The organism is Amycolatopsis sp. cmx-4-61, from assembly GCF_046548775.1.
Classification (GTDB): domain Bacteria; phylum Actinomycetota; class Actinomycetes; order Mycobacteriales; family Pseudonocardiaceae; genus Amycolatopsis.
The window spans coordinates 1,444,835-1,470,438 of record NZ_JAEBEI010000001.1; the positions used below are offsets into that span (position 1 = coordinate 1,444,835).

General features: G+C 72.0%; 25 protein-coding genes. 11 read left to right on the plus strand and 14 right to left on the minus strand.

Going from position 1 to position 25,604, the window contains the following annotated elements:
- Positions 1-9: 9 nt before the first annotated feature.
- The gene (locus tag ACLJOU_RS07135) at positions 10-1,968 is read right to left on the minus strand and encodes an MFS transporter (RefSeq protein WP_410564286.1); all 1,959 of its coding nucleotides are present in this window, start codon (positions 1,966-1,968) and stop codon (positions 10-12) included.
- Between the two features lie 50 nt (positions 1,969-2,018).
- Positions 2,019-2,786 carry a glutaminyl-peptide cyclotransferase gene (locus ACLJOU_RS07140; RefSeq protein ID WP_410564287.1) on the minus strand — a complete coding sequence of 256 codons (768 nt, stop codon included), beginning with the start codon at positions 2,784-2,786 and terminating at the stop codon, positions 2,019-2,021.
- A 51-nt stretch (positions 2,787-2,837) separates the two neighbouring features.
- Here ACLJOU_RS07140 and ACLJOU_RS07145 point away from each other — a divergent pair, with 51 nt between their 5' ends.
- Both ACLJOU_RS07145 and ACLJOU_RS07150 read left to right on the plus strand, forming a co-directional pair.
- Positions 2,838-4,775 carry a DUF3027 domain-containing protein gene (locus ACLJOU_RS07145; protein WP_410564289.1) on the plus strand — a complete coding sequence of 646 codons (1,938 nt, stop codon included), beginning with the start codon at positions 2,838-2,840 and terminating at the stop codon, positions 4,773-4,775.
- Positions 4,772-7,579, plus strand: a complete 2,808-nt coding sequence (locus ACLJOU_RS07150; protein ID WP_410564290.1) for a sacsin N-terminal ATP-binding-like domain-containing protein — start codon at positions 4,772-4,774, stop codon at positions 7,577-7,579. The genes ACLJOU_RS07145 and ACLJOU_RS07150 overlap by 4 nt, the downstream gene beginning before the upstream one ends.
- Positions 7,580-7,612: 33 nt before the next feature.
- Here ACLJOU_RS07150 and ACLJOU_RS07155 read toward each other — a convergent pair whose 3' ends face one another.
- A complete protein-coding gene (locus ACLJOU_RS07155; protein WP_410564771.1) occupies positions 7,613-7,840 on the minus strand; it encodes a DUF2530 domain-containing protein in 228 nt (75 codons plus the stop codon).
- An 82-nt stretch (positions 7,841-7,922) separates the two neighbouring features.
- On the opposite strand from ACLJOU_RS07155, the gene ACLJOU_RS07160 reads away from it, so the two are divergent.
- Positions 7,923-9,392, plus strand: coding sequence for an NCS2 family permease (locus tag ACLJOU_RS07160; RefSeq protein ID WP_410564772.1), 1,470 nt, complete (start codon positions 7,923-7,925; stop codon positions 9,390-9,392).
- Here the strand turns inward: ACLJOU_RS07160 and ACLJOU_RS07165 are convergent, their stop codons facing one another.
- Positions 9,393-9,986: a hypothetical protein gene (locus ACLJOU_RS07165; protein WP_410564291.1), complete on the minus strand. Its 594-nt coding sequence runs from the start codon at positions 9,984-9,986 to the stop codon at positions 9,393-9,395.
- Between the two features lie 107 nt (positions 9,987-10,093).
- On the opposite strand from ACLJOU_RS07165, the gene ACLJOU_RS07170 reads away from it, so the two are divergent.
- A complete protein-coding gene (locus ACLJOU_RS07170; RefSeq protein WP_410564292.1) occupies positions 10,094-10,525 on the plus strand; it encodes a MarR family winged helix-turn-helix transcriptional regulator in 432 nt (143 codons plus the stop codon).
- A 113-nt stretch (positions 10,526-10,638) separates the two neighbouring features.
- Entirely contained in the window at positions 10,639-11,895 is a 1,257-nt protein-coding gene (locus tag ACLJOU_RS07175; protein WP_410564774.1) for an MFS transporter, read from the plus strand.
- Positions 11,896-12,133: 238 nt separating this feature from the next.
- Here ACLJOU_RS07175 and ACLJOU_RS07180 read toward each other — a convergent pair whose 3' ends face one another.
- From ACLJOU_RS07180 to ACLJOU_RS07200, 5 genes are all read right to left on the minus strand, one after another.
- On the minus strand, positions 12,134-12,943 hold the full coding sequence (locus ACLJOU_RS07180; RefSeq protein WP_410564294.1) for an arylamine N-acetyltransferase family protein: 810 nt from the start codon (positions 12,941-12,943) through the stop codon (positions 12,134-12,136).
- A gap of 104 nt (positions 12,944-13,047) precedes the next feature.
- The gene (locus ACLJOU_RS07185) at positions 13,048-13,671 is read right to left on the minus strand and encodes a superoxide dismutase (RefSeq protein ID WP_003088226.1); all 624 of its coding nucleotides are present in this window, start codon (positions 13,669-13,671) and stop codon (positions 13,048-13,050) included.
- Positions 13,672-13,860: 189 nt separating this feature from the next.
- Entirely contained in the window at positions 13,861-14,520 is a 660-nt protein-coding gene (locus tag ACLJOU_RS07190; RefSeq protein WP_410564297.1) for a heme oxygenase (biliverdin-producing), read from the minus strand.
- A gap of 73 nt (positions 14,521-14,593) precedes the next feature.
- Positions 14,594-15,190: a TetR/AcrR family transcriptional regulator gene (locus tag ACLJOU_RS07195; RefSeq protein ID WP_410564299.1), complete on the minus strand. Its 597-nt coding sequence runs from the start codon at positions 15,188-15,190 to the stop codon at positions 14,594-14,596.
- A gap of 21 nt (positions 15,191-15,211) precedes the next feature.
- The gene (locus ACLJOU_RS07200; RefSeq protein ID WP_410564300.1) at positions 15,212-16,711 is read right to left on the minus strand and encodes a glutamate-cysteine ligase family protein; all 1,500 of its coding nucleotides are present in this window, start codon (positions 16,709-16,711) and stop codon (positions 15,212-15,214) included.
- Between the two features lie 210 nt (positions 16,712-16,921).
- Between ACLJOU_RS07200 and ACLJOU_RS07205 the strand changes: the two genes are divergently transcribed.
- A complete protein-coding gene (locus ACLJOU_RS07205; protein WP_410564302.1) occupies positions 16,922-17,731 on the plus strand; it encodes a TrmH family RNA methyltransferase in 810 nt (269 codons plus the stop codon).
- A gap of 29 nt (positions 17,732-17,760) precedes the next feature.
- Complete coding sequence (locus ACLJOU_RS07210) at positions 17,761-18,372, plus strand: DUF2537 domain-containing protein (RefSeq protein ID WP_410564304.1); 612 nt, start codon at positions 17,761-17,763, stop codon at positions 18,370-18,372.
- A gap of 35 nt (positions 18,373-18,407) precedes the next feature.
- Here the strand turns inward: ACLJOU_RS07210 and ACLJOU_RS07215 are convergent, their stop codons facing one another.
- A complete protein-coding gene (locus ACLJOU_RS07215; protein WP_410564306.1) occupies positions 18,408-18,545 on the minus strand; it encodes a hypothetical protein in 138 nt (45 codons plus the stop codon).
- Positions 18,542-19,840: a hypothetical protein gene (locus tag ACLJOU_RS07220; protein ID WP_410564308.1), complete on the minus strand. Its 1,299-nt coding sequence runs from the start codon at positions 19,838-19,840 to the stop codon at positions 18,542-18,544. Before ACLJOU_RS07220 ends, ACLJOU_RS07215 begins: the two co-directional genes overlap by 4 nt.
- A 40-nt stretch (positions 19,841-19,880) precedes the next feature.
- Between ACLJOU_RS07220 and ACLJOU_RS07225 the strand changes: the two genes are divergently transcribed.
- Positions 19,881-20,234, plus strand: a complete 354-nt coding sequence (locus tag ACLJOU_RS07225) for an MmcQ/YjbR family DNA-binding protein (protein ID WP_410564310.1) — start codon at positions 19,881-19,883, stop codon at positions 20,232-20,234.
- On the opposite strand, the gene sepH is transcribed toward ACLJOU_RS07225, so the two are convergent.
- The 3 genes from sepH to ACLJOU_RS07240 all read right to left on the minus strand — a co-directional run bounded on the left by sepH (position 20,231) and on the right by ACLJOU_RS07240 (position 23,120).
- Positions 20,231-21,076 carry a septation protein SepH gene (gene sepH, locus ACLJOU_RS07230; RefSeq protein WP_410564776.1) on the minus strand — a complete coding sequence of 282 codons (846 nt, stop codon included), beginning with the start codon at positions 21,074-21,076 and terminating at the stop codon, positions 20,231-20,233. The two genes, ACLJOU_RS07225 and sepH, sit on opposite strands and share 4 nt — an antisense overlap.
- A gap of 236 nt (positions 21,077-21,312) precedes the next feature.
- The gene (locus ACLJOU_RS07235; RefSeq protein WP_410564312.1) at positions 21,313-22,461 is read right to left on the minus strand and encodes a sensor histidine kinase; all 1,149 of its coding nucleotides are present in this window, start codon (positions 22,459-22,461) and stop codon (positions 21,313-21,315) included.
- Entirely contained in the window at positions 22,458-23,120 is a 663-nt protein-coding gene (locus ACLJOU_RS07240) for a response regulator transcription factor (protein ID WP_410564314.1), read from the minus strand. Before ACLJOU_RS07240 ends, ACLJOU_RS07235 begins: the two co-directional genes overlap by 4 nt.
- Positions 23,121-23,232: 112 nt before the next feature.
- On the opposite strand from ACLJOU_RS07240, the gene ACLJOU_RS07245 reads away from it, so the two are divergent.
- Genes ACLJOU_RS07245 through ACLJOU_RS07255 form a run of 3 tightly spaced genes read left to right on the plus strand, consistent with a single transcriptional unit; the run spans position 23,233 to position 25,549 of the window.
- The gene (locus ACLJOU_RS07245) at positions 23,233-23,775 is read left to right on the plus strand and encodes a hypothetical protein (protein ID WP_410564315.1); all 543 of its coding nucleotides are present in this window, start codon (positions 23,233-23,235) and stop codon (positions 23,773-23,775) included.
- A complete protein-coding gene (locus tag ACLJOU_RS07250) occupies positions 23,772-24,866 on the plus strand; it encodes a peptidoglycan-binding protein (protein WP_410564317.1) in 1,095 nt (364 codons plus the stop codon). The genes ACLJOU_RS07245 and ACLJOU_RS07250 overlap by 4 nt, the downstream gene beginning before the upstream one ends.
- Positions 24,863-25,549 (plus strand): ABC transporter ATP-binding protein, encoded by a 687-nt coding sequence (locus tag ACLJOU_RS07255; RefSeq protein WP_410564318.1) that lies wholly within the window; start codon positions 24,863-24,865, stop codon positions 25,547-25,549. The genes ACLJOU_RS07250 and ACLJOU_RS07255 overlap by 4 nt, the downstream gene beginning before the upstream one ends.
- The last annotated feature ends 55 nt before the right edge of the window (positions 25,550-25,604 follow it).

Genomic DNA, 25,604 nt, shown 5'->3' on the forward strand with positions numbered 1-25,604 from the left:
CTGAGGAGCCTACCGGCGGGGCGCGGGGTCCCTGGGCAGGCCCTGGGCCGGGAAGCTCCCGGTCGGCTCGGGGCGCAGCGGCCGGTCGCCGCCGAGGCCCGGCACGAGCGAGCCGCCGCGGCGCACCAGGTACGTCTGGGCCAGGCCGACCGCCAGCACGATCGTGATCACGAGGAACCCGATCCAGTACGTCGGCGGCAGCAGCAGGCCGACCGCGCCGCCGACGCACCAGGCCAGCTGCAGCACGGTTTCCGAGCGGCCGAACGCCGAGGCGCGCGACTCCTCGGGCAGGTCCTCCTGGATGACGGCGTCGAGGCTGATCTTCGCCAGCGCGCTGGCCGTCGCGCCGATCAGGCCGACGATCGCGGCCGTGGCCAGCCCGGGCAGGATCGTCGCGACCAGCGCGGCCAGTACGCAGCCCGCCACGCACCCGACGATCACCTGATCGGGGCTCCCGAAGTGCAGGCGCGAGCCCAGCGCGTTGCCGAGGAACCCACCGGCGCCCGCCGCGGCGCCGATCACCCCGAGCAGCAGCAGCTGCATGAACGGCGTCTGCCCGCTGCCCTCGGTCTGCGCCTTGACGGCGAACGCGGCGAACATCATGAGGAAGCCGGTGAGCACGCGCACCGAGCCGTTGCCCCACAGCGCGACGACGATGTGCCGGCCCATCGGCTGGCGGCGCTTCTTCTCCTTCGGGTGCGCCGAAAGCGACGTCGGCACCTCGCCCTCGGTCGCCTCCACCCAAGCCGGGATCCGCATGGACTGCACGGCCGCGGCGACGCAGATCAGCGCCGTGAACCACAACGCGCCCGCGGAGCCGGTGATCGCGTTGACCCCGCTGGCCAGCGCGCCGAAGACGCCCGCGGCGACCAGCCCGAACGTGGTCAGGCGCGCGTTGGTCTTGGAGAGCGTGATCTCCGAGGGCAGCACCCGCGGCGTCACCGCGGCCTTGAGCACGGTGAACGACTTCGACAGCACCATCATCCCGAGCGCGGCCGGGTACAGCAGCCAGTCGTCGAAGTGCAGCGCCATCACGACGGCCATCAGGCCCTGGCCGACCGAAGACGCGCACATCGCCAGCCGTCGGCCGCGCTGCACCTTGTCGAGCGCGGGCCCGATCACCGGCGCGACCAGCGCGAACGGCGCGATCGTGATGAGCAGGTAGAGCGCCACCTTGCCCTTGCTCTCGCCGCTGGTCGCGGCGAAGAAGAGCGTGTTGGCCAGCGCGATCGCCATCGCCGCGTCGCTGGCGTAGTTCAGCATCACGGCGTAGGTCAGCGAGGTGAGGCCGGACTTCTCGGCGCCGTCGGCCTTCGTTGCGCGCTGGAAGGCGTCGACGGCCTGGCCGGTCAGCTGCCGGCTGCGCATCGCCGCCACCCGGGTGACGGTGATCTTCTTCGGCAGCTTCGGCGCGCCGCCCGGCGTCCGCGGCTCTTCGCGCGGCGGCTCCTCGGGCTCCGGCGGCCGCGGCTCGCCCGCGTAACCGCCGGTGTCGTAGTGCTCGTACTCGCCGCTGCCGGGGTGGCGTTCACCCTGGTAGAAGCCACTGCCGGGCGGCTCGCGGCGCACCGGCTCGGTGCGGTGCGGGTCATACGGCCGGGCACCGCGCGGTGGCGGCGGCCGGCGGGTGGCGGCGGTGGGTGCCTCGTTCGCGTCCGGCGTCCAGCGTCCGGCCTCCTCCGGGGCCCGGCGACCGTTGTCTTCCGGGGTCCGGCGACCGGCGTCTTGGGGACGGCCGGCGCGCGGCGGCGCGGGCCGTTCGGCGCGGGTGGGCGGCTCGGCGCGGCCCGGCTGCGGGGCGACGCGGGTGGGGGGCGGCGGGCTTCCGTGCGCGGCGCGGGGCGCGGCCGCGTCCCGCCAGTCCCGCGCCTGCGCGGCGCCGGGCTCCGGCGTCCAGCGCCGCTTGGACTTCCGGCCGCGCGGCTGCCCCGGCGGGGTGCCGTCGGAGCGGGAGCCGAAGAGTGCCACGTGTCAATCCTGCCTTACCGGGGGCCGGTTCCGCCTGCTCATCCGTGCTTTCACGCCGGAGCCGGGACGAACCTCACCCGGAACGTGACCGGCCACTGCTTCCCGGTGAGCAGGAAATCGCCGGTGCCCGGGACGGCGGCGATCCCGTTGAGCACGTCCTCGGCGCCGGTCGCGTTCGCTTTCGCGCGCAGCTGACCTGCGTCGATGGTGCCGGTGACGCGTCCGGTCGCGGCGTCGATCCGCAGCACGGTGTCGGTGTGCCAAACGTTTGCGTAGACGTCGCCGCCGACGCATTCCAGCTCGTTGAGCTGGTCGCGGCCGACGTCGACGCTCCCGGTGACGGCGAAGGTCTTCGGGTCCCGGAAGGTCAGGCGAGAGGAGCCGTTGCTCATCACCAGGCGCCCGTCGGCCTGGTGGCACAGGCCCCAGCCTTCGCCCTGGAACGGGACGCGCCGCAGCTCGGCGAGGGTACCGGCGTCGCGTTCGATGGCGAAGCCGTCCTGCCAGGTGAGCTGCCACAGCGTCGGCCCGAGGACGGTGACGCCTTCGCCGAACAGCGGCGACGGCAGGGTGGCGGTGACCCGGGGCGGCCCGCCCGCCGGACCCGCGGTGAGGGTGGACTTCCCGGCGAGCCCGGTGCTCTCGTACAGCGTGTCGCCGGCGAACTCGAGGCCCTCGGTGAACGCGGCGGGGTCGTGCGGCAGGGTCCCGAGCACCTGGACGGTGAGCCGTTCGGGGCCGGCGGGTTGTTCTTGGGCACCGGCGCAGCCGCCGAGCGCGGCGGCCAGCAGCAGGACGGTGACGATCGGCGTGCGCACGATGAACAGCCTGGCACGGGCGCCGCGGATGCGTGCGGCACAATTGGCCGCATGACTTTGCTGCTGACCCTGGACGACGGTTCCGTGCAGCGCAAACTCGCCGATGCGGTGGAGTTCGCGCGAGCTGCGGTGCTGGAGGACGCACCCGAGGAGCAGCTCGGCGCGCACGTGGGGGTCACCCGCGAGGACGCGGTCACGGCGAGTCACCTGTTCGAGGCCCAGGTCCCGGGCTACGGAGGCTGGCGCTGGTCGGTGACGGTCGCCTTGGCGGGCGACGACGAGCCGGTGACGGTCAGTGAGGTCGTCCTGGTGCCGGGCCCGTCGGCGCTGGTGGCACCGGCGTGGGTGCCGTGGGAGCGCCGCGTCCGCGCGGGCGACCTGGGTGTGGGCGACATCTTCCCGACGCAGGAGAACGACCCCCGCCTGGCCCCGGCGTACGTCCAGTCGGACGACCCGGCGGTGGAGGAGGCCGCCCACGAGGTGGGCCTGGGCCGCATCCACGTGCTGTCCCGCTTCGGCCGCACCGAGGCGGCGAGCCGCTGGCACGCGGGCGAGTTCGGCCCGCGTTCGGACATGGCCCGCAGCGCGCCGGACGTGTGCGGGACGTGCGGGTTCTTCGTGCCGCTGGCGGGCTCGCTGCGCGGCGCGTTCGGGGTGTGCAGCAACGACATCGCCCCGGCGGACGGCCACGTGGTGGACGTGGAGTACGGCTGCGGAGCGCACTCCGAAGTCGAGGTCGAGGTGACATCCTCGATCCCGGTGGCCGAGCTGGTGTACGACGACTCGTTGTTGGACTTCGCGCCGGCCCCGGAGGTGGTGGAGACACCGGCGGCCGAGCCGGTGACGGCGGTGGCGGAGTCGGACGTGTCGTCGGCGGAGGTCGAGCCGGAGTTGGTGGCGGCCGAGCCGGTGGTCGCGGAGGCGGACGTGTCGTCGGCGGACGCGGCGGCTGAGCCGGTGGCCGGGGGTGCGGCCGGGCCGGAGGCTGACTCGGCGGAGACCGCGGCGCCCGAGGGCGCGGAGGCTGAGCCGGTGACTCCGGAGACCGCGGTGGCCGAGCCGGTGGTTTCGGAGGCCCCCGTGGCCGAGCCGGTGACTTCCCAGACGGCCGATCAGGCTGCAGCGGGGGTGGCTGAGCCATCGGCGCCGGTCGTGGCTGAGGAGGATTCCGAGCCGGGCGAAGCGGCGGTGGCCCAAGAGGTGGCCGAGCCGGGCGAGGGTGCGGCTGAGCCGGCGCCGGTGGAGGCGACCGGACCGGTCGCCGAGCCGACCGAGCCCGAAGGTGCGGCTGAGCCGGTCGAGCTGGAGACCGAGAGCGCGGCCGAACCGGTGGCACCGGAGGCGGCCGATGAAGGTGCCGCGCCTGCGCCAGTCGAGGGGACCGAGCCGGGCGGAGCTCCGGTGGCCGATGAGGTTGCCGAGCCGGTGGTGGCCGAGGTGCCGGAGCCCGCGGAAGCCGAGCCGACTCAGGCCGAGGTCACCGACGCGACCGTGCTGCCCGCCCCGCTGGAGCCGAAGGAAACACCGGCTGAGTCGGAGGCGGGGGAAATCCCGGTGGCTGCGGAGTCGGATGCGGCTGAGGTGGATCCGGTTCCGGTCGAGGTCGCCGATTCGTTGGCGGGCGGTGGCGAGGAGTCAGCTTCGGCTGAGGGGATTCCGGTGGCTGCGGAGTCGGATGCGGCTGAGGTGGATCCGGTTCCGGTCGAGGTCGCCGACTCGCTCGCGGGCGGTGGCGAGGAATCAACTCCGGCGGGGGAAATCCCGGTGGCTGCGGAGTCGGATGCCGCTGAGGTGGATCCGGTCCCGGCCGAGGTCGCCGAGCCGTTCTCCGGTGGTGGTGAGGAACCGGCCGCGGTGGCGGGGCCTGCCGAGGCCGAGCCGACTCCGGCCGAAGTCACCGACGCTACCGACCTTCCGGTCGCCCCGGCGGGGAGCCCGGAAGCCGCGGATGAGGCGCAAGCCCAGGTCGACCGCGCTCCCGAACGGTGATCGGCGACACCCCTCAGCCGGGCGATCCCTTCGGGACCGCCCGGCTCCGTGAGGCCACCCTGCGCTCCTGGCGGGACTCGCCCACCCGGCTCACCGAAGACACCAACGTCGAACGGGACCTGCGGGTCGGCGCCTACCGGGACCGGCTCTTCGTCGAGCTCGCGCAGAACGCCGCCGATGCCGCCATGGCCGCGGGCAGGCCCGGGCGGGTTCGGGTGTCCCTTGTGGACTCCGAACTCCGGTTCGCCAACACCGGCGCTCCGCTCGACGCGCGGGGGGTGGCCTCGCTCGCGTCGCTGCGGGCGTCCGGGAAATCCGGTGACACCGTCGGGCGCTTCGGGGTCGGGTTCGCCGCCGTGCGGACCGTCTCCGATGAACCCGTCGTCGTCTCCGCCACCGGTGGGGTTGCCTTCTCCGCCGAGCGCACCCGGCTCGCCGCGGGGATCGACGGCGACGTTCCCGTCCTGCGGCTGCCCTGGCCCGTACCCGCCGACGTGCCGGCCGGCTTCGACACCGAAGTGCGGCTGCCGCTGCGGGACGGCGTCGACGGGCGGGCGCTGCTCGACGAGCTCGCCCGGGACGTCGCCGATCTGCTGCTCGCCCTGCCCTGGCTCGCGGAATTCGACGTCGACGGTCGCGTTTGGACCCGGGAAACCGACGGTGACGTCGTCGCCATCCGCGGCCCGGAAACGGAAACGCGCTGGCTGACGCACCGCGGTGACGTCGTGTGGGCCGTCCCGGTCGACGCCGACGGCACGCCGCGGCCGCTCGAAGAGGACGTTCTGCGCGCCCCGACGCCGACCGATGACGGCCTTTCACTGCCCGCCCGGTTGATCGCCTCCGTTCCGGTCGAACCGTCGCGCCGCCGGGCGCTGCCCGGTCCGGAACTGGCGCAGGCACTCGAGGTGGCGGCGAAGGAGTACGTCGGGCTCGTGCGGCTGCTGCCGCCCGAGCAGCGGTTCGCGCTCGTTCCGGTGCCCGGGTTTCCGAAGTCGACTGTGGACAACAAGCTGCGCGACGAAGTCCTGGCGGCGCTCGGCGTGGAACCCTGGGTATCCACAAAGGATGGCGGCGAGGTCGCCGGTCGGCGGGCCCGGGTGCTGGACGTCGACGTGCCCGGGCTGTCCGCGCTCCTCGTCGATCTCGTGCCCGGTCTGGTCGAAGGGCCCACGCAGGTCATCAAGTCCGTTGCGGGGCAGGTAATCGGCATCGAAGAGGTGCTGGAAACGCTGACCGGTGTCACTCGCGATCCGGGCTGGTGGCGGGAGGTCTACGCGGCACTGACGATCGCTGTCGAGTCGCACGTGCTCGCCGCGGACCGGCTCGACGGGCTGCCGGTTCCCCTCTCGGACGGCCGGACGCTGCCGGGCGCCCGTGGCTGCCTGCTCGTCGAAGGCTCGGCCGAACTGCTCGACCTCCTGTCCGATGTGGACATTCCGGGCCTGCGGCTGGTGCACCCCGCGGCGTCGCACCCGCTCCTGGAACGCCTGGGCGCCAAGCACGCCGACGCCCGCGAGCTGCTCAACGCCGACCAGCTGCGTGACGCCGTGGAGCGCAGTGTCGAGGACGTCCGGTCCGGGTTGGACGGTACGACGCTCGCCGGCGCGGTGCTGCGGCTGATCGCCGACTGCGGGGACGACGCCCCGCGCTGGGTCGGCGCGCTCGCGCTGCCGGGCACCGACACCTGGCGCCGCGCCGACGAACTCGTGCTCCCGGCGTCGCCGCTGCTCGACATCTTCGACGAAGAGGTCTTCGAGGAAGACGGCGCGCTGGACGTCCTGGACGAGGACTTCGCCGGGGACTGGCCGCAGAGCACCCTCGAGGCCGCCGGCGTGCTCGACTCCTTCGCCGTGGTCGTCGACGACGAGCCGTTCGAACCCGACCACGACCTGCCCGACGAAGAAACCTGGTGGGACTCCCTGCCGGAACCGCCGTCGACGCTCGTCGCGATCCGGGACCTCGACCTCGTCGCCGACGACGCGTGGCCCGCGGCCATGAGGTTGCTCGCCGCGCGACCCGAGACCTGGCACGCCCTCCGCGCGCCGCACGGGCACGCCGCCTGGTGGATCGCCCAGTACGCCGTGCTCGAAGGGGCCGCGCCGAACGAGTGGCGGCTGCCGGACGCCGACCTGGCCGGGCTCTTCGACGAGGTCCCCGACGTCAGTCTCGGCGAAGAACTGCTCGAAATCGCGGGGGTGCGCAAAGACCTGAGCTTGTCCGGTGTGGACGAAGCACGGGACCTCCTCGACCGGCTGGCCGACCCGGACCGCGTGGTCTCACCCGGGCTGACCACCCGCGCCTACGCCGCCGTCGTCGAGTCCGGTGTGGAGCCGAGTGCGCCGCGGGCCGTGCGGGCCGCCGACGGGTCCGTTGTGGACGACGCCGTCGTCCTGGACGTGCCGTGGGTGGCCGGGGCGCTCGAGCCCGATCGGTACGTGGTCGCTCCCGAGGACCCGGAGCGGCTCGCGGACCTGCTCGACCTGCCGCTCGCGAGCACCGAGGAGGCACGGGTCGTCAGCGAAGGCGAGTACGCGCCCTGGGCCGAGCTCCCCGCGCTGAAGCTCGTCGCGGACCAGCTCGGCATCCGGCTCCCGGACGGCGGCGTCCTGGTGCACGACCCGCTCACCGTGCGCGTCGAGGGCGCCGAGCACGACGTCCAGTGGTGGTCCGACGACCGGCTGCACGCGGCCGACACGTCGGAGGGCCTGGCGCGCGCGTTCGCCTGGGCGGCCGGGCGCTGGCCGGACCGGCACCTGATCACCGCGCTGCTCGACGACCCGTCGCCGCGGACCCTGCTGAACTAGGCAAGGGCGCGAAGCGCCTCGCAGGAGTGACCCCTAGAGCCGCTGGGCCGACTTCGACCCGCGGCGGGCGGCGGCGCGCTGCCAGGCGATGATGGCCATGCCGACGAAGCCGAGCGCGAAACCGGACAGCGCCGTCTGCACCCACAGCCCCGAAGTCGTGAAGAAGAGCACCACCAGCGCGACAGCCCAGATCGAGGTGCCTACGATCACCACCGGCGTCAGGTCGGTCAGCTTCTTGGGCAGCTCCGGCGTGTGCCGCAACGAGCCCGTAACCTCCGGTGGATTGATCGGTTCACTCACGAGGTGCAGGGTACTCCGCAGCAGCGAGAGAATGGGCAGGCGAATGGCGGAGCAGGAGACGACCCGCACCGGGACGTCCACACTGGACCGGTTCTTCAAGATCACCGAGCGGGGGTCCACCGTGCCGCGCGAGCTGCGCGGCGGTCTGGTCACCTTCGTGACGATGGCCTACATCGTAGTGCTGAACCCGCTGATCATCGGCAGCTTCTCGGCCGACGACGCGGGCGCGCACAAGGACGTCCTCGGCGGCATCCTGCCGGTGCCGCAGGTCGCCGCGGTGACCGCGCTCGTCGCCGGCGTCATGACCATCCTCATGGGCCTGGTCGCGAACTACCCGTTCGCCATCGCGACCGGCCTCGGCATCAACAGCCTGGTCGCGGTCACCATCGCCCCGCAGATGACCTGGCCGGAGGCCATGGGCCTGGTCGTCATCGAGGGCGTGATCATCGTCCTGCTGGTGCTCACCGGGTTCCGGACCGCGGTGTTCCGGGCGGTGCCCGCCTCGCTGAAGTCCGCGATCGCGGTCGGCATCGGCGTGTTCATCTGCCTGATCGGCCTGGTCGACGCCGGGTTCGTGCGGCGGCTGCCGGACGCCGCGCACACGACCGTCCCGGTGGGCTTGGGCATCGGCGGGTCGATCGCCTCCTGGCCGACCGCGGTGTTCGTCGTCGGCCTCCTGGTCACCGGCATCCTGGTCGTCCGCAAGGTCAAGGGCGCGATCCTGATCGGTGTGCTGACCTCGACCGTGCTGGCCATCGTCGTCGAGGCGATCGTCAAGGCCGGGCCGTCGCAGGGCACGAACCCGAAGGGCTGGAACCTCGGCTACCCGGCGCTGCCCGACCAGGTCGTCGGCCTGCCGAGCCTCTCGCTGGTCGGCGACGTCTCGTTCGGCGCCTGGACGCGGCTGCCGATCATCACCGTCTGCCTGCTGGTGTTCACGCTGGTCCTGGCCGACTTCTTCGACGCGATGGGCACCATGACCGGCCTGGCGAAGGAGGCCGACCTGCTGCCGGCGGACGGCCAGCTGCCCAACGTCGGCAAGGCGCTGTTCGTCGAGGGCCTCGCGGGCGCGGCCGGCGGGTTCGGCTCGGCCAGCTCGAACACGGTGTTCGTCGAGTCGGCGTCGGGGATCGCCGAAGGCGCGCGGACGGGGCTGGCGAACGTCGTCACCGGCGTCCTGTTCATCGCCGCGATGTTCCTGACCCCGCTCTACCAGGTCGTGCCGGTCGAGGCGGCCGCGCCCGCGCTGGTCGTCGTCGGCGCGATGCTGATGGCGCAGGTCCGCGACATCGACTTCACCGACTACTCGATCGCGTTGCCGGCCTTCCTGACCATCGTCGTCATGCCGTTCACGTACTCGATCGCCAACGGCATCGGCGCCGGGTTCGTCAGCTACGTCGTGATCCGCGCGGCCACCGGCAAGGCCCGCCAGGTGCACCCGCTGATGTGGGTCATCGCGCTGGCCTTCGTGGCGTACTTCGCGGTCGGGCCGATCCAGGCGGCGTTCCGCTGATCAGCCGGCGTCGGAGGCCTTGAGCGCCTCGGTCAGGACGGACAGGTTCTCGGAGAAGCCGGCCTGCGGAGCGTCGTAGCGGATGGTGATCAGCACCTCCCCGACGCCGAGGCCGACCTCCCGGACCTGCCGCGGTTCGCCCTGCCGCTGGTAGGTGAAGTCCCATTCGGCGGCGTCGTAGGAGTCGATCTGGCCGTGCTCGGCGAAGGAGGTCAGCCGGTAACCCGGGTCGCGGTTCGTCTTCGCCAGGGCTTTCAGTCCGCTCAGCGGATCCTCCTGCTCGAGCGGTACGCGGTCGGTCTCGAGGACGAAGCGCCCGGTCGGGTCGGTGTAGGTCGCGTGGTCCCCGGCGTGGTCCGACGGCCAAGCCGGTACCGGGATCGAGATGGCCGACCCGCGGCCGCCGGCCGACTCCGGGAACCGGTAGACCTCGAGGTGCCCCACCTCGATGCGGGGCGTGGGCGTGGGCGTCACCGATGGCGACGGCGACGGTGCGGCCGCGGGTGCGTCCTCACCGCCACTTGCGAACTGCGCCACCACGATTGCCAGGGCCGCTACGCCGACCACGGCCGTGCCCACCAGCTTCTTGTTCATCCCGCTCCCCAGGTTGTGCCCCTGGTGAGGACGTGCGGGCCCGGTCCGGGTTGCCGGTTGACCGAGATCACCCGTGCGGCGGAAGTTTCGTAAGGTATGCTAACTATATGTCCGGCGACACGCACGAACGCTCGTTGGCGAGCCGGCTGCGTCTCGCGGTGGTCCGGCTCAACCGCCGGCTGCGGGCCCAGCGCGTCGGGGGCGACCTCAGTTTGACGCAGGTCGCGGCGCTGTCCACCTTGCACAAGTGCGGTGCGCTGACCCCGGGTCAGCTCGCCGCGAAGGAAGGCGTCCAGCCACCTTCGATGACGAGGGTGATCGCCGCGCTCGAGGAGCTGGGGTTCGTCGAGCGGCGCCCGCACCCGACCGATGGCAGGCAAGCCATCGTCGAGCTCTCCGAGAGCGGGCTGGCGTACGTGCTCAAGGCCATCTCCGTGCGGGAGGCCTGGCTGGACCGGCAATTGGCGGAACTCGGCGACGAAGAGCGGGAAGTGCTCTCGAAAGCCGCCGAAATCATCGACAGGATGGCGGGGAACTAACCACGGTGACGACCACGGGTAGCGAAACCAAGCGTTCGATCCAGACCACTGCTACCCGGGAAACGGCCTCACCGCCGTCGGCGTCACCCCCTTCCGAAGCCAAGCGCGGCAGCATGTTCGCCTCGCTGCGCGTCCGCAACTACCGGCTGTTCTTCACCGGCCAGGTCATCTCGAACATCGGCACCTGGATGCAGCGCATCGCCCAGGACTGGCTGGTGTTCACCCTCAGCGGCAACAACCCGATCGCCCTCGGGGTCGCGGTCGCGCTGCAGTTCACGCCGACGCTCTTCCTCTCACTGTGGGCCGGTGTCCTCGCCGACCGCGTCGACAAGCGGCGGCTGCTCACCTGGATCCAGGTGGCGGCGTGTTCGCAGGCCGTGCTCCTCGGCGTGCTCGACCTGAGCGGGATCGCCGCGTTGTGGCACGTCTACGTCCTGTGCTTCACGCTCGGCGTGACGGCGGCGCTGGAAGTCCCGACGCGGCAGTCGTTCGTCGCCGAGATGGTGGGCCGCGACCAGGTGGCCAACGCCGTCGCGCTCAACTCCTCGATCTTCAACATGGCGCGGATCGTCGGCCCGGCGATCGCCGGGTTCGCGATCACCTGGATCGGCACCGGCTGGCTCTTCATCGCGAACGCGCTGAGCACGGTCGCGGTGATCACCGGGCTGATCCTGATGAACCCGGACAAGCTGTTCCGCGTCGCGGCCGTGCCGCGCGAGAAGGGCCAGCTGGCCGAGGGCCTGCGGTACGTCCGCCGCCGGTCGGACCTGATGACGGTGATGGTGCTCGTGCTCTTCGTCAGCACGTTCGGCATCACGTACTTCAGCTCGCTCCCGATCGTCGCGGCGAACGTCTTCCACACCGCGGCCGACGGCTACGGCCTGCTCTCGACGCTGGTCGCGGTCGGCACGTTCACTGGCGCGCTGATGTCCGCCCGCCGCGGCACCAAGGGACGTCCGCGGGTGCGGCTGATGCTGGTGTCGGCGTTCTTCCTCGGCGTGTTCGAGCTGCTCACGGCGTTCATGCCGACGTACCTGACGTTCGGCCTCGGCCTGATCCCGCTCGGCTTCGCCACGATGACCTTCCTCAACACGGCGAACGCGCTGGTGCAGACGTCGGTCAGCCCGGAGATGCGGGGACGCGTGATGGGCCTGTACGTCCTGGTGCTGATCGGGGGGAACCCGATCGGCGGGCCGATGGTCGGGTGGATGGCCCAGGAGTTCGGCGGGCGGTCTCCGTTCTACATCGGCGGGGCGGTCTCGGCGGTGGCCGCGGTGGTGTGCGCCCTGGTGCTGATCCGGCGGGGCGGGGTGTCGTGGCCGGTGAAGCGGGGATTCGGGCTGCGAGTGCTGAAGCGGGCGAAGGCCTGACGAGTGGTAGCGGGTCGTGTTCATAGGGCGACAGTAGCGACGGCCACCGACAGAAACCGGCCGTTCAGGACCCGGATGTCACCCGCAAGAGTGAGATCGGGGTCTCCCAGCCGAATCTCTTGCCCGAGCAGATGAGGTTAGGCTAACCTCATGCATGTCCGCTTCGTGGTGGGAGCGGCAGTCAGTTCGGGAACGGACGGAGCCTCGGTCCTGGGAAAACCCCAGGCCGGGGCTCCGTTCATGTCAGCGCAGTGTCCGGCTGCGGCGCACCGCTGGTCAAGGGGCTCCCGCCCGGTGGTACCGGCAGTTTCGTCAACGTCATCCCGAAGTACACGCGGTACGCCGTGCGGATCGCCTCCGGGGACGCCAAGCGGACCTCGTTCCGCACCCCGTCCACCGTCTCGATCAACCGGTCGCCCGACAACGTCACCCGGCCCTGGGAGGTCGGGCGGGAGCACGTCAGGGACTGCGTGAAGTGGGATTCCGGGGACGTCGTCTGCCACCACGCCATCGGGACGAAGTCGGTCAGTGGGCGCGGGCGGCGCTCCAGGCGGTACTGCGGCTTGCCGTCCAGGAGCACGTCGAAGTCGCCGTGCGGGGCGTCGAGCACCAGGAACTCGCCGTCCGGGTCCGGCTGGGCGTCCACCGCGGACAGCCGCAACGGGTGCCGGGAGAACCGGCCGAAACCGACGTCCACCAGCCAGTCGTCCGCCAGGGAAACCACGATCGCCGCGTGGTCGAGGGGCGGACCCGGCGTGCCGTCGGCGTCGAACACCTGCGCCGCGTGCAGTGAAGCGTCGTACCCCAGCGCGCGCAGCAGCGCCGCGAACAGGCCGTTGAGCTCGTAGCAGAACCCGCCCCGCCGGCGGTGCACGATCTTGGCGAACAGCGCGTCCTCGTCCAGGACGACGGGCTCGCCGAGATGGCTGCTCAGGTTCTCGAACGGCACCGCGGCCAGGTGGCGTTCCTGCAGGTGGCGCAGCGTCGCGAGGTCGGGCGCCGCCGGGCGGCCGACGCCGAGGCGGTCCAGGTACGCGTCGATGTCCATGCGCCCACTCAAACACCTCGACCGCGCTCGAGGTCAAGGGATTTTCACCCGGCGACGAAAAACGGGGCCCTCCGGGAGGAGGACCCCGTTCGACGAGGAACGGCTCAGCCGAGCAGCAGGCCGTTGCCGCCCGCGACGGCGTTGTCGAAGCGCTTGCTGATCTCCGCCCAGTTGAAGATGTTCCACAGGGCCTTGACGTAGTCCGGCTTCACGTTCTTGTAGTCCAGGTAGAACGCGTGCTCCCAGACGTCGACCAGCAGGATCGGCACGGTCGGCAGGATCAGGTTGTTGTGGTGGTCGCGCAGCTGCTGGGTGATCAGCGTCTTGCCGATCGGGTCCCAGGACAGCGCGCCCCAGCCGTTGCCCTGGATCGTGGTCGAGACGGCGGTGAACTGCGCCTTGAACTTGTCGAAGGAGCCGAACGCCTCGTCGATCGCCGCGGCCAGCTCGCCGGTCGGCTTGTCGCCGCCTTCCGGCGACAGGATCTTCCACCACACGACGTGGTTGGCGTGGCCGGCCAGGTTGAAGGCCAGCGTGGTCTCCAGGCCGACGATCGAGCCGAAGTCGTTCGCTTCGCGGGCGGCTTCGAGCTTGTCGAGCGTGTCGTTCGCGCCCTTGACGTAGGTCGCGTGGTGCTTGCTGTGGTGCAGCTCGTTGATCTCGCCGGAGATGTGCGGCGCGAGGGCGCCGTAGTCGTAGTCGAGATCGGGCAGCTCGTAGCGGGCCATTGGCCCTCCTTCTGTCTTCGACACAAGTTTCCGGTACCGAACCTAGTAGCACACGCTCCTCCGCGGCGAGCGGGGGCGTGTCGTGATCACCGCCTGGGATGACCGGCTCGTGGGTGGCGTACCCGGGGGTCCGGCACCCGAAACCGAGCCTGCAACCTGCAGTTAACTGGAGGTCAACGGCCTGTGAGATCAGGCACGGAACTCGTCCAGCCGGGCCGCCAGCTCGTCGAAGACGGCGACGTTGCACTCGAAGGCCACCACGGTCTCGTCGATCACGCGGGCGCGCTCGGCCTCGTCCCAGGGCGCGTTGTCCAGCTTCGCCCGGTACTGATCGCGGAACCGGGGCGCGCTGCCGATGCCGTCGAAGTGGTAGAAGAGCGCGCCCGCCTCGGCGAGGTCGTACTGGCGCTCCAGCAACCGCCGGATCGCCTGACCGCCGGCGATGTCGCCCAGGTAGCGCGTGTAGTGGTGCGCCACGTACCCGCCGGCCCACGTCGACGCTTCGCGCACTCGATCCACGTACGCCTGCGTCGAAGCGAGCGGCGTGACCGTCGAGCGCCAGTTCGGGCCGACGAGGTGGGCCAGGTCGCGTTCGAGGTTCGGCAGCCGGCGCAGCTCGTCGAAGACGAACTCGCCCCCGACCGGGTCGCCGGCCATCGCGTCGCTCGCCGCCTCGATCGCGCCGTAGACGAAGTAGTACTGGACGGCCAGCTGGGCGTAGCCCTCCTGCGTCAGCTCGCCGCCGAGCAGGGCGCGCATGTACGTCGAGTAGTTCGCCTTCTCGTGCACCTCGAGCGTCGAGGCGCGCAGGGTCGCCGAGAACGGGCGGGCGTCCGTGGTCACCGACATGGGCAGGCCTCCCGGCGATCGATCTGACACGCTGTCAGAAAGATCGTAGGGCATGATCGGGACTTAGGCCACCCTAAACTGTCGCGCCCACCGCCCGCAGGACGAACCGCACCGCCGCTTCGACGACGTCTTCGAGCCGGCCGGCGGGCCCGTCGACCAGCGCCCGGTTGCCCAGGGCCGCGGTGATCATCGGGATCAGGACGTCCGGGTCCTCGGCCGGCCAGCGGCCCAGGTCGACACCGCCGGTGAGGATCGCGCGCAGCCGGTCGGTGATCGGGTCCGCGTGCGCGCTGATCCGCCGGTACGCCGCGGGCGCCAGCGCCGACGCGAGGGCCGTGCCCGGCGGCATGTGGTATTCGGCCAGCACCCGCAGCTGCAGCCGGACGAAGGTGGCCAGCTGGTCGACCGGGTCGGCCTGGGCCTCGACGGCTTCGGTCAGCCGCTTGACGTACTGCGCCGCTTCGTCCTCGACGAAGGCGACGAGCAGGCTTTCCTTGTCCGGGAAGTGGTTGTACAGCGCCGTCCGGCCCACCCCGGCCGCCGACGCGACCCCGGCGAGGGTGATCGCGTCGAAGCCGCGCTCGTAGAGCTGCGCACGCAGGACGTCGAAGACCCGGGCCCGCACCTCACGCCGGTGCGCCTCCAGCGACTCACCGAGAATCTTCGGCATCCACCCAGGCTAGCGGGAAGCTCAGTCCGCCACCGGCCACGTGTGCACCGGCTCGCCGGACTCCGACAGCTCGAGGTAGCGCCCCAGCATCAGGCTGAGCGCCGCCTCGCGGTCCAGCCCGCGGTCCTGCGCCCGCACGACGTAGTCACGCTGCCAGGTCGCTCCGGTCCGCCGCGCGAGGCACCGGCGCTCGATGATCCCGAGGTAGCGCTCGCGAGCCTCGTCGGACACGTCGGAACGGCGCAGGCCCTCGTGGGCGAGCGGCAGCAGCACGCGCAGCGCCAGCTCGTCCGGCGGGATCCACCCGATGCCCGGCCAGTACAGCTGCCCGTCGAAGCCCCGCCGCGCGCCCGCGTAGAGGTTTTCCTCGGCGGCCTGGAACGACATCTGGCTCCACACCGGGCGTTCCGCCTCGGCCAGGGCGCGCTGGGCACCGTAGAAGAAGGCGGCGTTCGCCACCGTGTCGACCACCGTCGGGCCGGCCGGCAGCACCCGGTTCTCGATGCGCAGGTGCGGCAGGCCGTCGACGACGTCGTACACCGGCCGGTTCCAGCGCCAGATCGTGCCGTTGTGCATGCGCAGCTCGGTGAGCTTCGGCGCCTGGCCCGCGTCGAGCGCCTCGATCGGGTCCTCGGCGTCGGTTTCCGGGAGCAGGCCGGGGAAGTAGCGGACGTTCTCCTCGAACAGGTCGAAGATCGACGTGATCCAGCGCTCGCCGAACCACACCCGCGGCCGCACGCCCTGGTTCTTCAGCTCCTCCGGCCGCGTGTCGGTCGCCTGCAGGAACAGCGGGATCCGCGTCTCGTGCCAGAGCGCCTTGCCGAGCAGGAACGGCGAATTCGACGCGAGGGCGATCTGCAGCCCGGCCAGGCACTGCGCCGCGTTCCAGTGCGCGGCGAACTCCTCGGGCGCGACCTGCAGGTGCAGCTGCACGCTGGTGCACGCGGCCTCCGGCAGGATCGACTCCGCGTAGCTGCGCAGGCGCTCGGGCTGCTGGCCCGGCAGCCCCGAGCCTTCCATGGCGAGCACCGTGCGCTCGCCGCGCGCGGCGAAGATCTGGTCGTTCAGCGTGGAGTACCGGGTCTTGTTCGTGAGCCACTTCTGGTCGAAGTGCTCGTGCTTCAGCGTCGGCAGGATGCCGATCATCGCCAGCGACGACCCGGTGTCGCGGGCTTTCGTCGCCGCGGTGTCGAGGTAGGCGCGCAGGTCGTCTTCGAGCTGAAGCGCGGAATCGCCGGCCAGCGGCCGCGGCGGGACGTTCAGCTCGATGTTGTGCTGGCCCAGTTCGGTGGTGAACGAGGGGTCGTCGAGCGCCTCCAGCACCGCGGTGTTCGTCATCGACGGGCGCAGCTCGCGGTCGACGAGGTTCAGCTCGACTTCGAGGCCGATGTTCTTGCGGGGGAACGAAAAACTGCCGTCGGTGAGCATCCGGGCCAGCGTGTCCAGACAACGCTGCACCTTGCGGCGGTACCTCCCTCGGTCCAGCGTGTTGAACGACTGAGCCTCGAGGTCCATCCCCATGACCATCCCTGCTTCGTGTCGGCGTGGACTAGGACGTGTTTCAGGCCCCGGCGGACAACCGTTACACAGCCGATGCACCCGGGCTAGCGGCCAAACTGGTGCTCTCCGTCACTGGCGGTTAACCGAAAGCAAAATGGCCCCGTTCGTACCACCCGGGGGTGGACGTTCGGACGAGTGAAGCACCCGGCAAGCGGATGACAGACTGACCGGATGGGCGTGATCCACATCGACCACTCCGGCGATCCCCGCGTCGACGATTTCCGCGACCTGTCCACTGCGGACCGTCGGCCCGACCGGCCCGGCGGACGGGGGCTCGTCATCGCCGAAGGCACCGTCGTGGTGGCCCGGCTGCTGGCGTCCCGCTATCCGGTACGGGCGCTGCTGGGCGTGTCGCGGCGGTTCGCCGAACTGGCCGGTGACCTGGCCGGATTCGAAGACGTGCCCCAGTACGTCGCCTCCGCGGAGACGATGGCCGACGTCGTCGGGTTCCACCTCAACCGCGGGATCCTCGCCGTCGCCGACCGGCCCGCACCGCTGACGGTTTCCGAAGTGACCGGCGGCACCGGGCCGATCGCCGTGCTGGAAGGCGTGGGGGACCACGAAAACCTCGGCGCGCTGTTCCGCAACGCGGCGGCGCTCGGCGTCGGCGGCGTGCTGCTCGGCCCCGGCTGTTCCGACCCGCTGTACCGGCGCAGCGTGCGCGTGTCGATGGGCCACGTCCTGCGCGTGCCGTTCGGGCACCTGGCGGACTGGCCGGGCGGCCTCCACGACCTCCGGGCGCGCGGGTTCACCGTTGCGGCGTTCACCCCGCGGCCGGGCTCGATCCCGCTGCCCGCGCTGCGCGAGCACGCGCCCGGGCGCGTGGCGTTGCTGTTCGGCGCGGAAGGTCCCGGACTGACCGAGACGGCGCTCGCGGCGGCGGATCATGCCGTCCGGATACCCATGCCGGCCGGAGTCGATTCACTGAACATCGCCACAGCCGCCGCCGTTGCCTTCTACGAACTGGCCCGGGGCGGCTAAAGTTCTGCTTTCGAGGTGGGGAGGGACACATGGAGCTGCGGATCCGCGGCGAGCGCGCCGTGCTGGCCGGACCGGGCGGGGAGCACGCGCGCGAGGTGGACCCGCACAAGCTCGCGATCGGCGCCGACCTGGCCCAGGCCCTGCACGAGTGGGCGCGCGTGGCGTCCGCGGTCACCGCCGATCCCGGCGCGGAGGCGGGCGCGGTCGTCTCGCAGCGCGGCCGCCAGCTGGCCGGCCGGCTGGCGGCGGTGATGGGCACCGCCGTGCGGTTCGTGGACCCGGTGACCGGGGCCGACACGGTGGTCGAGCCGCCCGCGCCGTCCACCGAACCCGGCCAGCGGTTCCTCCGCTCGGTGCTCGGGCCGCCCGGCCCGCCCGGCGAGCCGACGCCGTGGCTGACCGGCCTGACCGTCTCGGCGTTCATGGCGGCCGTGGTCGTCGTGGCCATGCTGGCGCTGGCGTCCACGCTGGCGCGCGAAACCAGCGGCTGGCTGGCGCTGGTGGCCTCGGTGATCGTGACGGCCGGGATCACGCCGTCGCTGTGGCTGATCCGCCGCACCCCGATCCTGCGCTGGGCCGCCTACGGCGCGGCGGGCGGTGTCGTCGTCGCGTGGATCGGCGTGCTGGTCATTGCCTTTTGACACAGCTTTCTGACACAGCTTTCTGACACAGGCTGCTAGCGCAGCCGGGCGTACGTCACGAGCGTCCCCTGGGCCCTGGTCGCCGTCTGACCGCGGAAGAAGTAGCCGTGGAACGCGGCGATCTGGCGGGTCAGTTCCGGGGAGACGTCGAACTGGCCGGAGAAGAACGTCACGCTGGCGCTGCCGTCGAACTCCTGCGCGAGCCAGCCGACGCGCGTGGACCGCGGAAGGCCCGCAGCACCCACAGCAGCGGGGGGACTCCCAGCACGGTCAGGCCGAACCCGATCGCGGCGAGGCGTTCCTCGCCGGTCGACGCCGCGGTGATGACGCCACCGCCCAAGCACAGCACCGCCCACACCGCGGGCGCGACGAAGCCGGTGAACGACATCCGGAACTTCCGCGCGGGGACGGGCGAATCGCCGCGCAGCAGCAGGATCCGGTCCGTGCGGTCGGCGAAGTCCGCCGCGGGGCGCAGCCCCTCGCCGCTCGCGATCTCGACGATCCGGGCCGGGGTCAGCTTCGCGTGCCGGACGCTGACCCAGAGCTCGTGGCGGCCGTCGAGGTGGTTGCGCAGCCACTGTTCCCGGTCCGGCGAGCCGGCCGGAACCTCGAAGGACGGCGGGGTCCGCGGCGCCGGCGTGCCGAAAACCAGGCCGGGGCGGGTTTTCCGGAACAACAGGTCGCGCCGGTCGCGGGTCGATTCGCAGGGGCCGGCGCAGAAGTAGCCGTAGCACGAGGCGACTTCGCCCAGCAGCTCGGCGGACACCGACGGCGGCGGCACCACGATCACCTGGGGACTGCCGTCGAACGGCTCGTCCAGCCACGGCATGCGCGGCGACCGGCCGGCGATCGCGCGGACCAGCAACGGCAACGCGACCACGGCGACCACCGCGACCGGGAGGAGCAGGACCGGCCACGTCCGCTCGGCCGTGGCCGCGAACCAGGCGCCCACGACCACCGCGGCGAGGCCGAGGCCGGCGGCCAAGCCCTGCATGGTGCCCAGGCCCGGCCGGCGTCCGGCCGCGCGGGGCCGCAGCTCCTCGTCGGGCAGGCCGGTGCGGCGCAGCAGCAGGAGCCGGTCGGTCACGTCGGCGGTTTCGGCGACCACGGTCATCCCGGCCGCCGCCGCGGCTTTGCCGATGTCGTCACGGCCAAGCCGCAGCCGCCGCGAGCTCGCCCAGAACTGCTCGTGTTCGCCGAGCAGCTTCGCGAGCCGGCGGCGGTCGGCGTCCGTGCCCGGGCCGCGGTCGAACTGCGGCGGGAACACCCCGGGTGCGAACTCGAACCGCAGCGAATCCGGCCGGTCCGGGACGGTTTCGCGGTACCGGCGCGCGTGTGCGGCCTGCCGGATGGTCGCCGGGTCGAGGCCCCACTGCGCCGGCGCCACCTCCGCCACCGGTGCGCCGGCGAAGGCGCGGTACCGCAGTTCGTTGAAGCGCACGAGCCAGGCCTGCTGGTCACGCCGCATGATCGATCCCTCCCACAGCGTGACATCGTAGCCTGACGGGATGGAGCAGCTGGACGCTTTGCGGAAGTTGTGCCTCGCCCTGCCGGAGGCGACCGAGCGGCTGAGCCACGGGTCGCCGGCGTGGTTCGTGCGCGGCAAGAAGACGTTCGTGATGTTCGCCGACGACCACCACGGCGACGGCAGGCTCGCCTTCTGGTGCCCGGCACCGCCCGGAGCGCAGGAGGAGCTGGTGCGCACGGAGCCCACCCGGTTCTTCCGGCCGGCGTACGTGGGGCACCGCGGCTGGATCGGCGTGCGGCTGGACGTCGACGTCGACTGGGCGGAGGTCGACCGGATCGTGCGCGAGGCGTACCGGCAGGTGGCGCCGAAGACGCTCGCGGCGCGGGTGGATTAGCCGCGCTGCGAGCGGACCCCGAGCAGCACGTCCTCCCAGGACGGCACGATCGGGTGGTTCTTCTTGGCCTTCGGCCGCGGTTCCGGCACCGCCGCGTCCTCGTCCGGCTCCGTCGGCACGCGCGGGATCTCGCGGGTGTCGTCGTCCGGATCCGGCTCGGCCGAGGGCAGCTCGGCGCGCTCCGGCTCGACCGAGTCCAGCGTCGGCTGGAACTCCGTTTCGCGGGCCGGCGGGAGGGCGCGGACCGTGCGGGGCGCGCGGTAGGCGTTCGGGTCGAGGAGGACCTCGGCGTTCTCGTCGAGCGCCGTCACCGTGCCGCCGTGCGCACCCGGCGAGAAGGCCCAGTGCGCGCGGTTGTCCGACCGGCCGGCCTTCCACCGGAGCACGACGACCCAGCGGCCGTCGTCGCCCTTCCAGGAGTCCCAGGTGGCCTGCGAGTAGTCGTGCCCGCGGACGCCGAAGCTGTACGCGACGACCTCGCCGAGCGTCTGCACGTCGGGGCCGTCCTCGCGGACCGGGTGGGCGCTCTGCGCCAGTTCGGCGGTCCGGGACCGCTCGAGCAGCACGGGGTAGGCGTAGCGCTCGACGCGCTGCGTCGAGACACCGGCGCTCGCGGCGACCTGCTCGACGGACTCGCCGGCCCGGATGCGCTGCTGGATCTCGCGTGGCCGCATCTGGCTCTCCAACTCGATTTCGATCTGGCCGAGGCGGGTGATGTCACCCCGCGCCGCCGCGCGCAGTCGTTCATCAGCCGGGAGCAGGAAACGAGTACGGCTCGCCGGGTCTTCGAGCACGATGGACTTCCCGTCCTCGTGCAGTCCGACGACTCGCAGCGCCCGCATTGTTCTCGCCTCCCCGATCTTCTTCACCGTTGTGGGTGCCCACGTTAGAACGGCGCGTCGGCTTGACGTGCGAGGCGCGCCGAGTCCGCACCGAACTGCTCACTGTTCATGTTGTGTCCTCCGCATCCTCACCGACCCAGGTCAGCGGCGAAGGGGTGACACGCCGGGCACGCAAAGTCACGATCGAGTGGATCAAGGCGGTTGTTCCTGCCGAGGCGCGGGTTCCGGGCGCTCGGTCAAGACGGCGCGAGCCGCACCGTCACCGCGAGGCCGCCCCGCCGGCCGGGCTGGGCCTCCGCGCGGCCGCCGTGGGCCTGGGCCACCGAGCGGACGATCGACAACCCCAGCCCCGCATTGCGCGGGTCACCAGTCCGCTCCGCGCCGCCCAGCCGGCGGAACGGCTCGAACAGCGTCGGGACCGCTTCGGGCGGGACCACCGGACCCGAGTTCCGCACCTCCAGCGCCGGGTCGCCGCGCACCTCCACGTACACCCAGCCGCCGGAAGCGTTGTACGTGATCGCGTTGACCAGCAGGTTCGTCACCAGGCGCTCGAGCAGCACCGGGTCGCCCGCCACCGTCCGGGGCCGCAGCCGCGTCTCCACCGTCACCCCCGCCGCCTCGGCCTGGGCCGCCGTGGCCCGGACGACCGAAGCCGCGATTTCGTCGAGGCGCACCGGTGTGCGCGCGTGCAGCCCGCGGTCGCTGCGGGCCAGGACCAGCAGGCCCTCGATCATCCGCTCGCTGCGCTCGTTCGTGTGGAGCAGGTGCGTGCCCAGCTTCTTCAGCTCCGCGGGGACGTCGGGGTCGGCCATCGCCACCTCGATCAGCGTCCGCTGCACCGCCAGCGGCGTCCGGAGCTCGTGGGACGCGTTCGCGACGAACCGCTTCTGGCTGTCGAACGACTCCGCGAGCCGGTCGAGCATGCCGTCGAACGTGTCCGCCAGCTCCTTCAGCTCGTCCGGTGGCCCGTCGAGGTTGATCCGCCGGTCGAGCTTGCCCGCCTCCAGCCGCCGGGCGGTGGCGGTGATGTCGTGCAGCGGCCGCAGCGCGCGACCCGCCATCAGCCAGCCGAACAGGACCGCCAGCGCCGCCGTCGCCACCAGCGCGATCGCCGAACCGACCACCAGCGTCGACAGCGTCGAGGAGCGGTACTCGTCGAGCGAGCCGCTGAGCAGCTGCACCGCGGCACCCGGGGACGCGATCGCCTGGGCCGCGACGCCGAAGGTCACGTCGGCGGAGTCGATCGTCGTCGAGGCGACCCGCACCGGGTCCGGGAGCGAGCTCTGCACCAGCAGGTAGTCGATGACGACCAGCGCCAGGCCCGCGAGCAGGAAGAGCGCGCCGTACCAGGCGGTCAGCTTGGTCCGGACGGACAGGCCGGTCACAGCGTGCCGAACCGGTAGCCGGCGCCCGGCACGGTCTCGATCACCGGCGGATCACCCAGCTTGCGCCGCAGCGTCATCACCGCGACCCGCACCGCGTTGGTGAACGGGTCCGCGTGCTCGTCCCACGCCTTCTCCAGCAGGTCTTCGGCGCTGACCACGGCGCCTTCCGCCCGCATGAGCACTTCCAGCACGGCGAACTCCTTCGGCGAGAGCAGCAGGAACCGCCCGTCGCGGGCGGCCTGGTGGCGGGGCAGGTCCAGCACGACGCCGTCGCGCTCCAGCACCGGCGGCAACGCCGGCCGCGCGCGCCGCGACAGCGCCTGCACCCGGGCGACCAGCTCGGCGAACGCGAACGGTTTCGTCAGGTAGTCGTCGGCGCCGAGGCCCAGGCCGGCGACCCGGTCGGTGACGTCGGCGGCCGCGGTCAGCATCAGCACGCGGGCCTCGCCGCCCGCACGGACCACGGCGGCGCAGACGTCGTCGCCGTGCACCTTGGGCAGGTCGCGGTCGAGCACCACGACGTCGTAGCCGTGCACGCCGACGCGTTCCATGGCCTGCTCGCCGTCGTAGCAGACGTCGACGGCCATCGAGAAGCGCCGCAGTCCCTCCGCGACCGAGTCGGCCAGCAACCGCTCGTCCTCCACCACCAGCACCCGCACCGGCCCAGTCTGCGCAGGCAGGCCATAAGGACCGCATAAGCGACGTCGCTTAGCGCGCCCGAATCCCCCGATCCGTAGACCTGGTCCCCATCCGGACGAAAGGAATCGAGCCATGCGGACACGGATCGCCGTCGCGGCGCTCGGGACGGCGCTGCTGCTCGGCGGCTGCGGGGCGAAGGCCGACGACGGGTCGAAGGTCGCCTCGATCTCGACGCCGCCCAAGACGGGCGGCCCCAGCGCCGCCGACAACAGCGGCAAGAGCGACGAGGACAAGATGCGCGACTTCGCCAAGTGCATGCGTGAGCACGGCGTCGACATGCCCGACCCGAAGCCGGCCGGTGACGGCAAGGGCATGGCCATCACGCTGGGCGGGGAGGGCGTCGACACCTCGAAGCTCGACGCCGCGCAGAACGCGTGCAGGCACTTCATGCCCAACGGCGGCGAGATGAAGCCGCCGAGCGCCGAGGAACTCGACAAGATGCGCAAGGACGCCAAGTGCATGCGGGAGCACGGCATCGACATGCCCGACCCGGACCCGAGCGGCAAGGGCGGGATGCGGATCGGCGGGCCGGGCGACGACCCGAAGAAGTTCGAAGCGGCCGCCAAGGCGTGCGGGATGGGCGCGAGCGTGAGTGCCCGAGGGGCGGACAAGTGAACGACGTGACCCACCTGAAGCCACGGCGCCGCGGCCGGACGCGCTGGCTCGTCGCGGCCGCCGTCCTGGTCGTGGTGCTGGGCACCGGCTCCGTCGTCATCCTGACGCGGGTGTCGAGCGCGACCCCCGTCAAGGAGGCCGCGCCGCCCGCGGTCGAGACCGCGGAGGTGGCCAAGACCGACGTGAGCGAAGAAGAAGAGGCCGACGGCACGCTCGGCTACGGCGACGAATCGGTCGTCCAGGGCCGCAAGCCGGGCACGATCACGTCGCTGCCGGCCGCCGGCGCCACCCTGACCCGCTGCCAGGCGGTGTACGGCGTGGACGCGAAACCGGTGCCGCTGTTCCACGGCACGCTGCCGTTCTACCGCGACCTCGCGCTCGGCGTGGACGACGGTGCCGACGTCAAGCAGCTGGAGGAGAACCTCAAGGCGTGCGGCTTCGGCGGGTTCGGGACACCGGACAAGAAGTTCACCGCCGCGACGGCGGCCGCGCTGAAGAAGTGGCAGAAGTCCCTCGGCCTGGCGCAGACCGGCGCGTTCGGCCAGGGCGACGTCGTGCTGACCGCGGGCGAAGTCCGCGTGTCGGCACTGGCGGCCAAGCCGGGCGCGCCCGCGCAGGGCGAGATCCTCAAGACGACCGGCACCGTCCGGTCGGTGCAGGTGAAGCTCGACGCGGCCAAGCAGAGCCTCGCCCAGCCGGGCGCGAAGGCGTCGGTGACGATCAACGGGAAGACGACGCCGGGCACGATCACCGACGTCGGCCGGACCGCCGTCGAGGGCAAGGACCAGGCGGGCCAGGACGACGGCAAGCCCAAGATCACCGTGACCGTCCGGCTCGACGACCCGGCCGCGGCCGGCAGCCTCGACTCGGCTCCCGCGAGCGTCCGGTTCACCAAGGACGTCCACTCCGGCGTGCTCGCGGTCCCGGTCGGCGCGCTGCTCGCGCTCGCCGAAGGCGGGTACGCGGTCGAGGTCGACGACAACGGGCAGCGACGGCTGGTCGCGGTCCGAACGGGACTGTTCAGCGGCGGGAAGGTCGAGGTCAGCGGCACCGGGCTGGCCGCGGGCATGCGGGTGGTGACGACGTCGTGACGCCCGTGCTGCGCGTGCACGAGGTCACGCGCACCTACCCCGGCGGGGTCGCCGCGCTGGACGGCGTCTCCCTCGCCCTGGAAGACGGCGAAATGGTGGGGATCGTCGGGCCGTCCGGGTCCGGCAAGTCCACCCTGCTGCACCTGATGGGCACGCTCGACCGGCCGTCGTCGGGCCGGGTGGAGCTGCGCGGCCACGACGTCGCCGCGCTGCCGGACCGCAAGGTCTCGGCGCTGCGCTCCCGCTGGATCGGGTTCGTGTTCCAGCAGTTCTTCCTCGACGAAGGGATGAGTGCCGTGGACAACGTGTGCACCGGCCTGCTCTACGCCGGGGTGCCGCGGCGACGGCGGCGTGCGCGGGCCTTGGCCGCGCTCGACCGGGTCAAGCTCGGGCACCGGGCGTGGCACCGGCCCGGCGAGCTCTCCGGCGGCGAACGCCAGCGCGTCGCGATCGCCAGGGCCGTGGTCAACGACCCGGCGATCCTGCTGGCCGACGAGCCGACCGGCAACCTCGACACCGGGACCGGCGCGTCCGTGCTCTCGCTGCTGGGGGAGCTGTCCGCCGGCGGCACCACGATCGTCGTGATCACCCACGACCGCGAGATCGCCGCGGGCATGCCCCGCCGGATCGAGCTGCTCGACGGCCACCTGCGGCTCGACACGGGCCTGGCGGGTGTGCGGTGACCGCGGCGGTGAAGCTCCCGGAACCGGCCCGGCTCAAGCCGCCGGACGTCGTCGC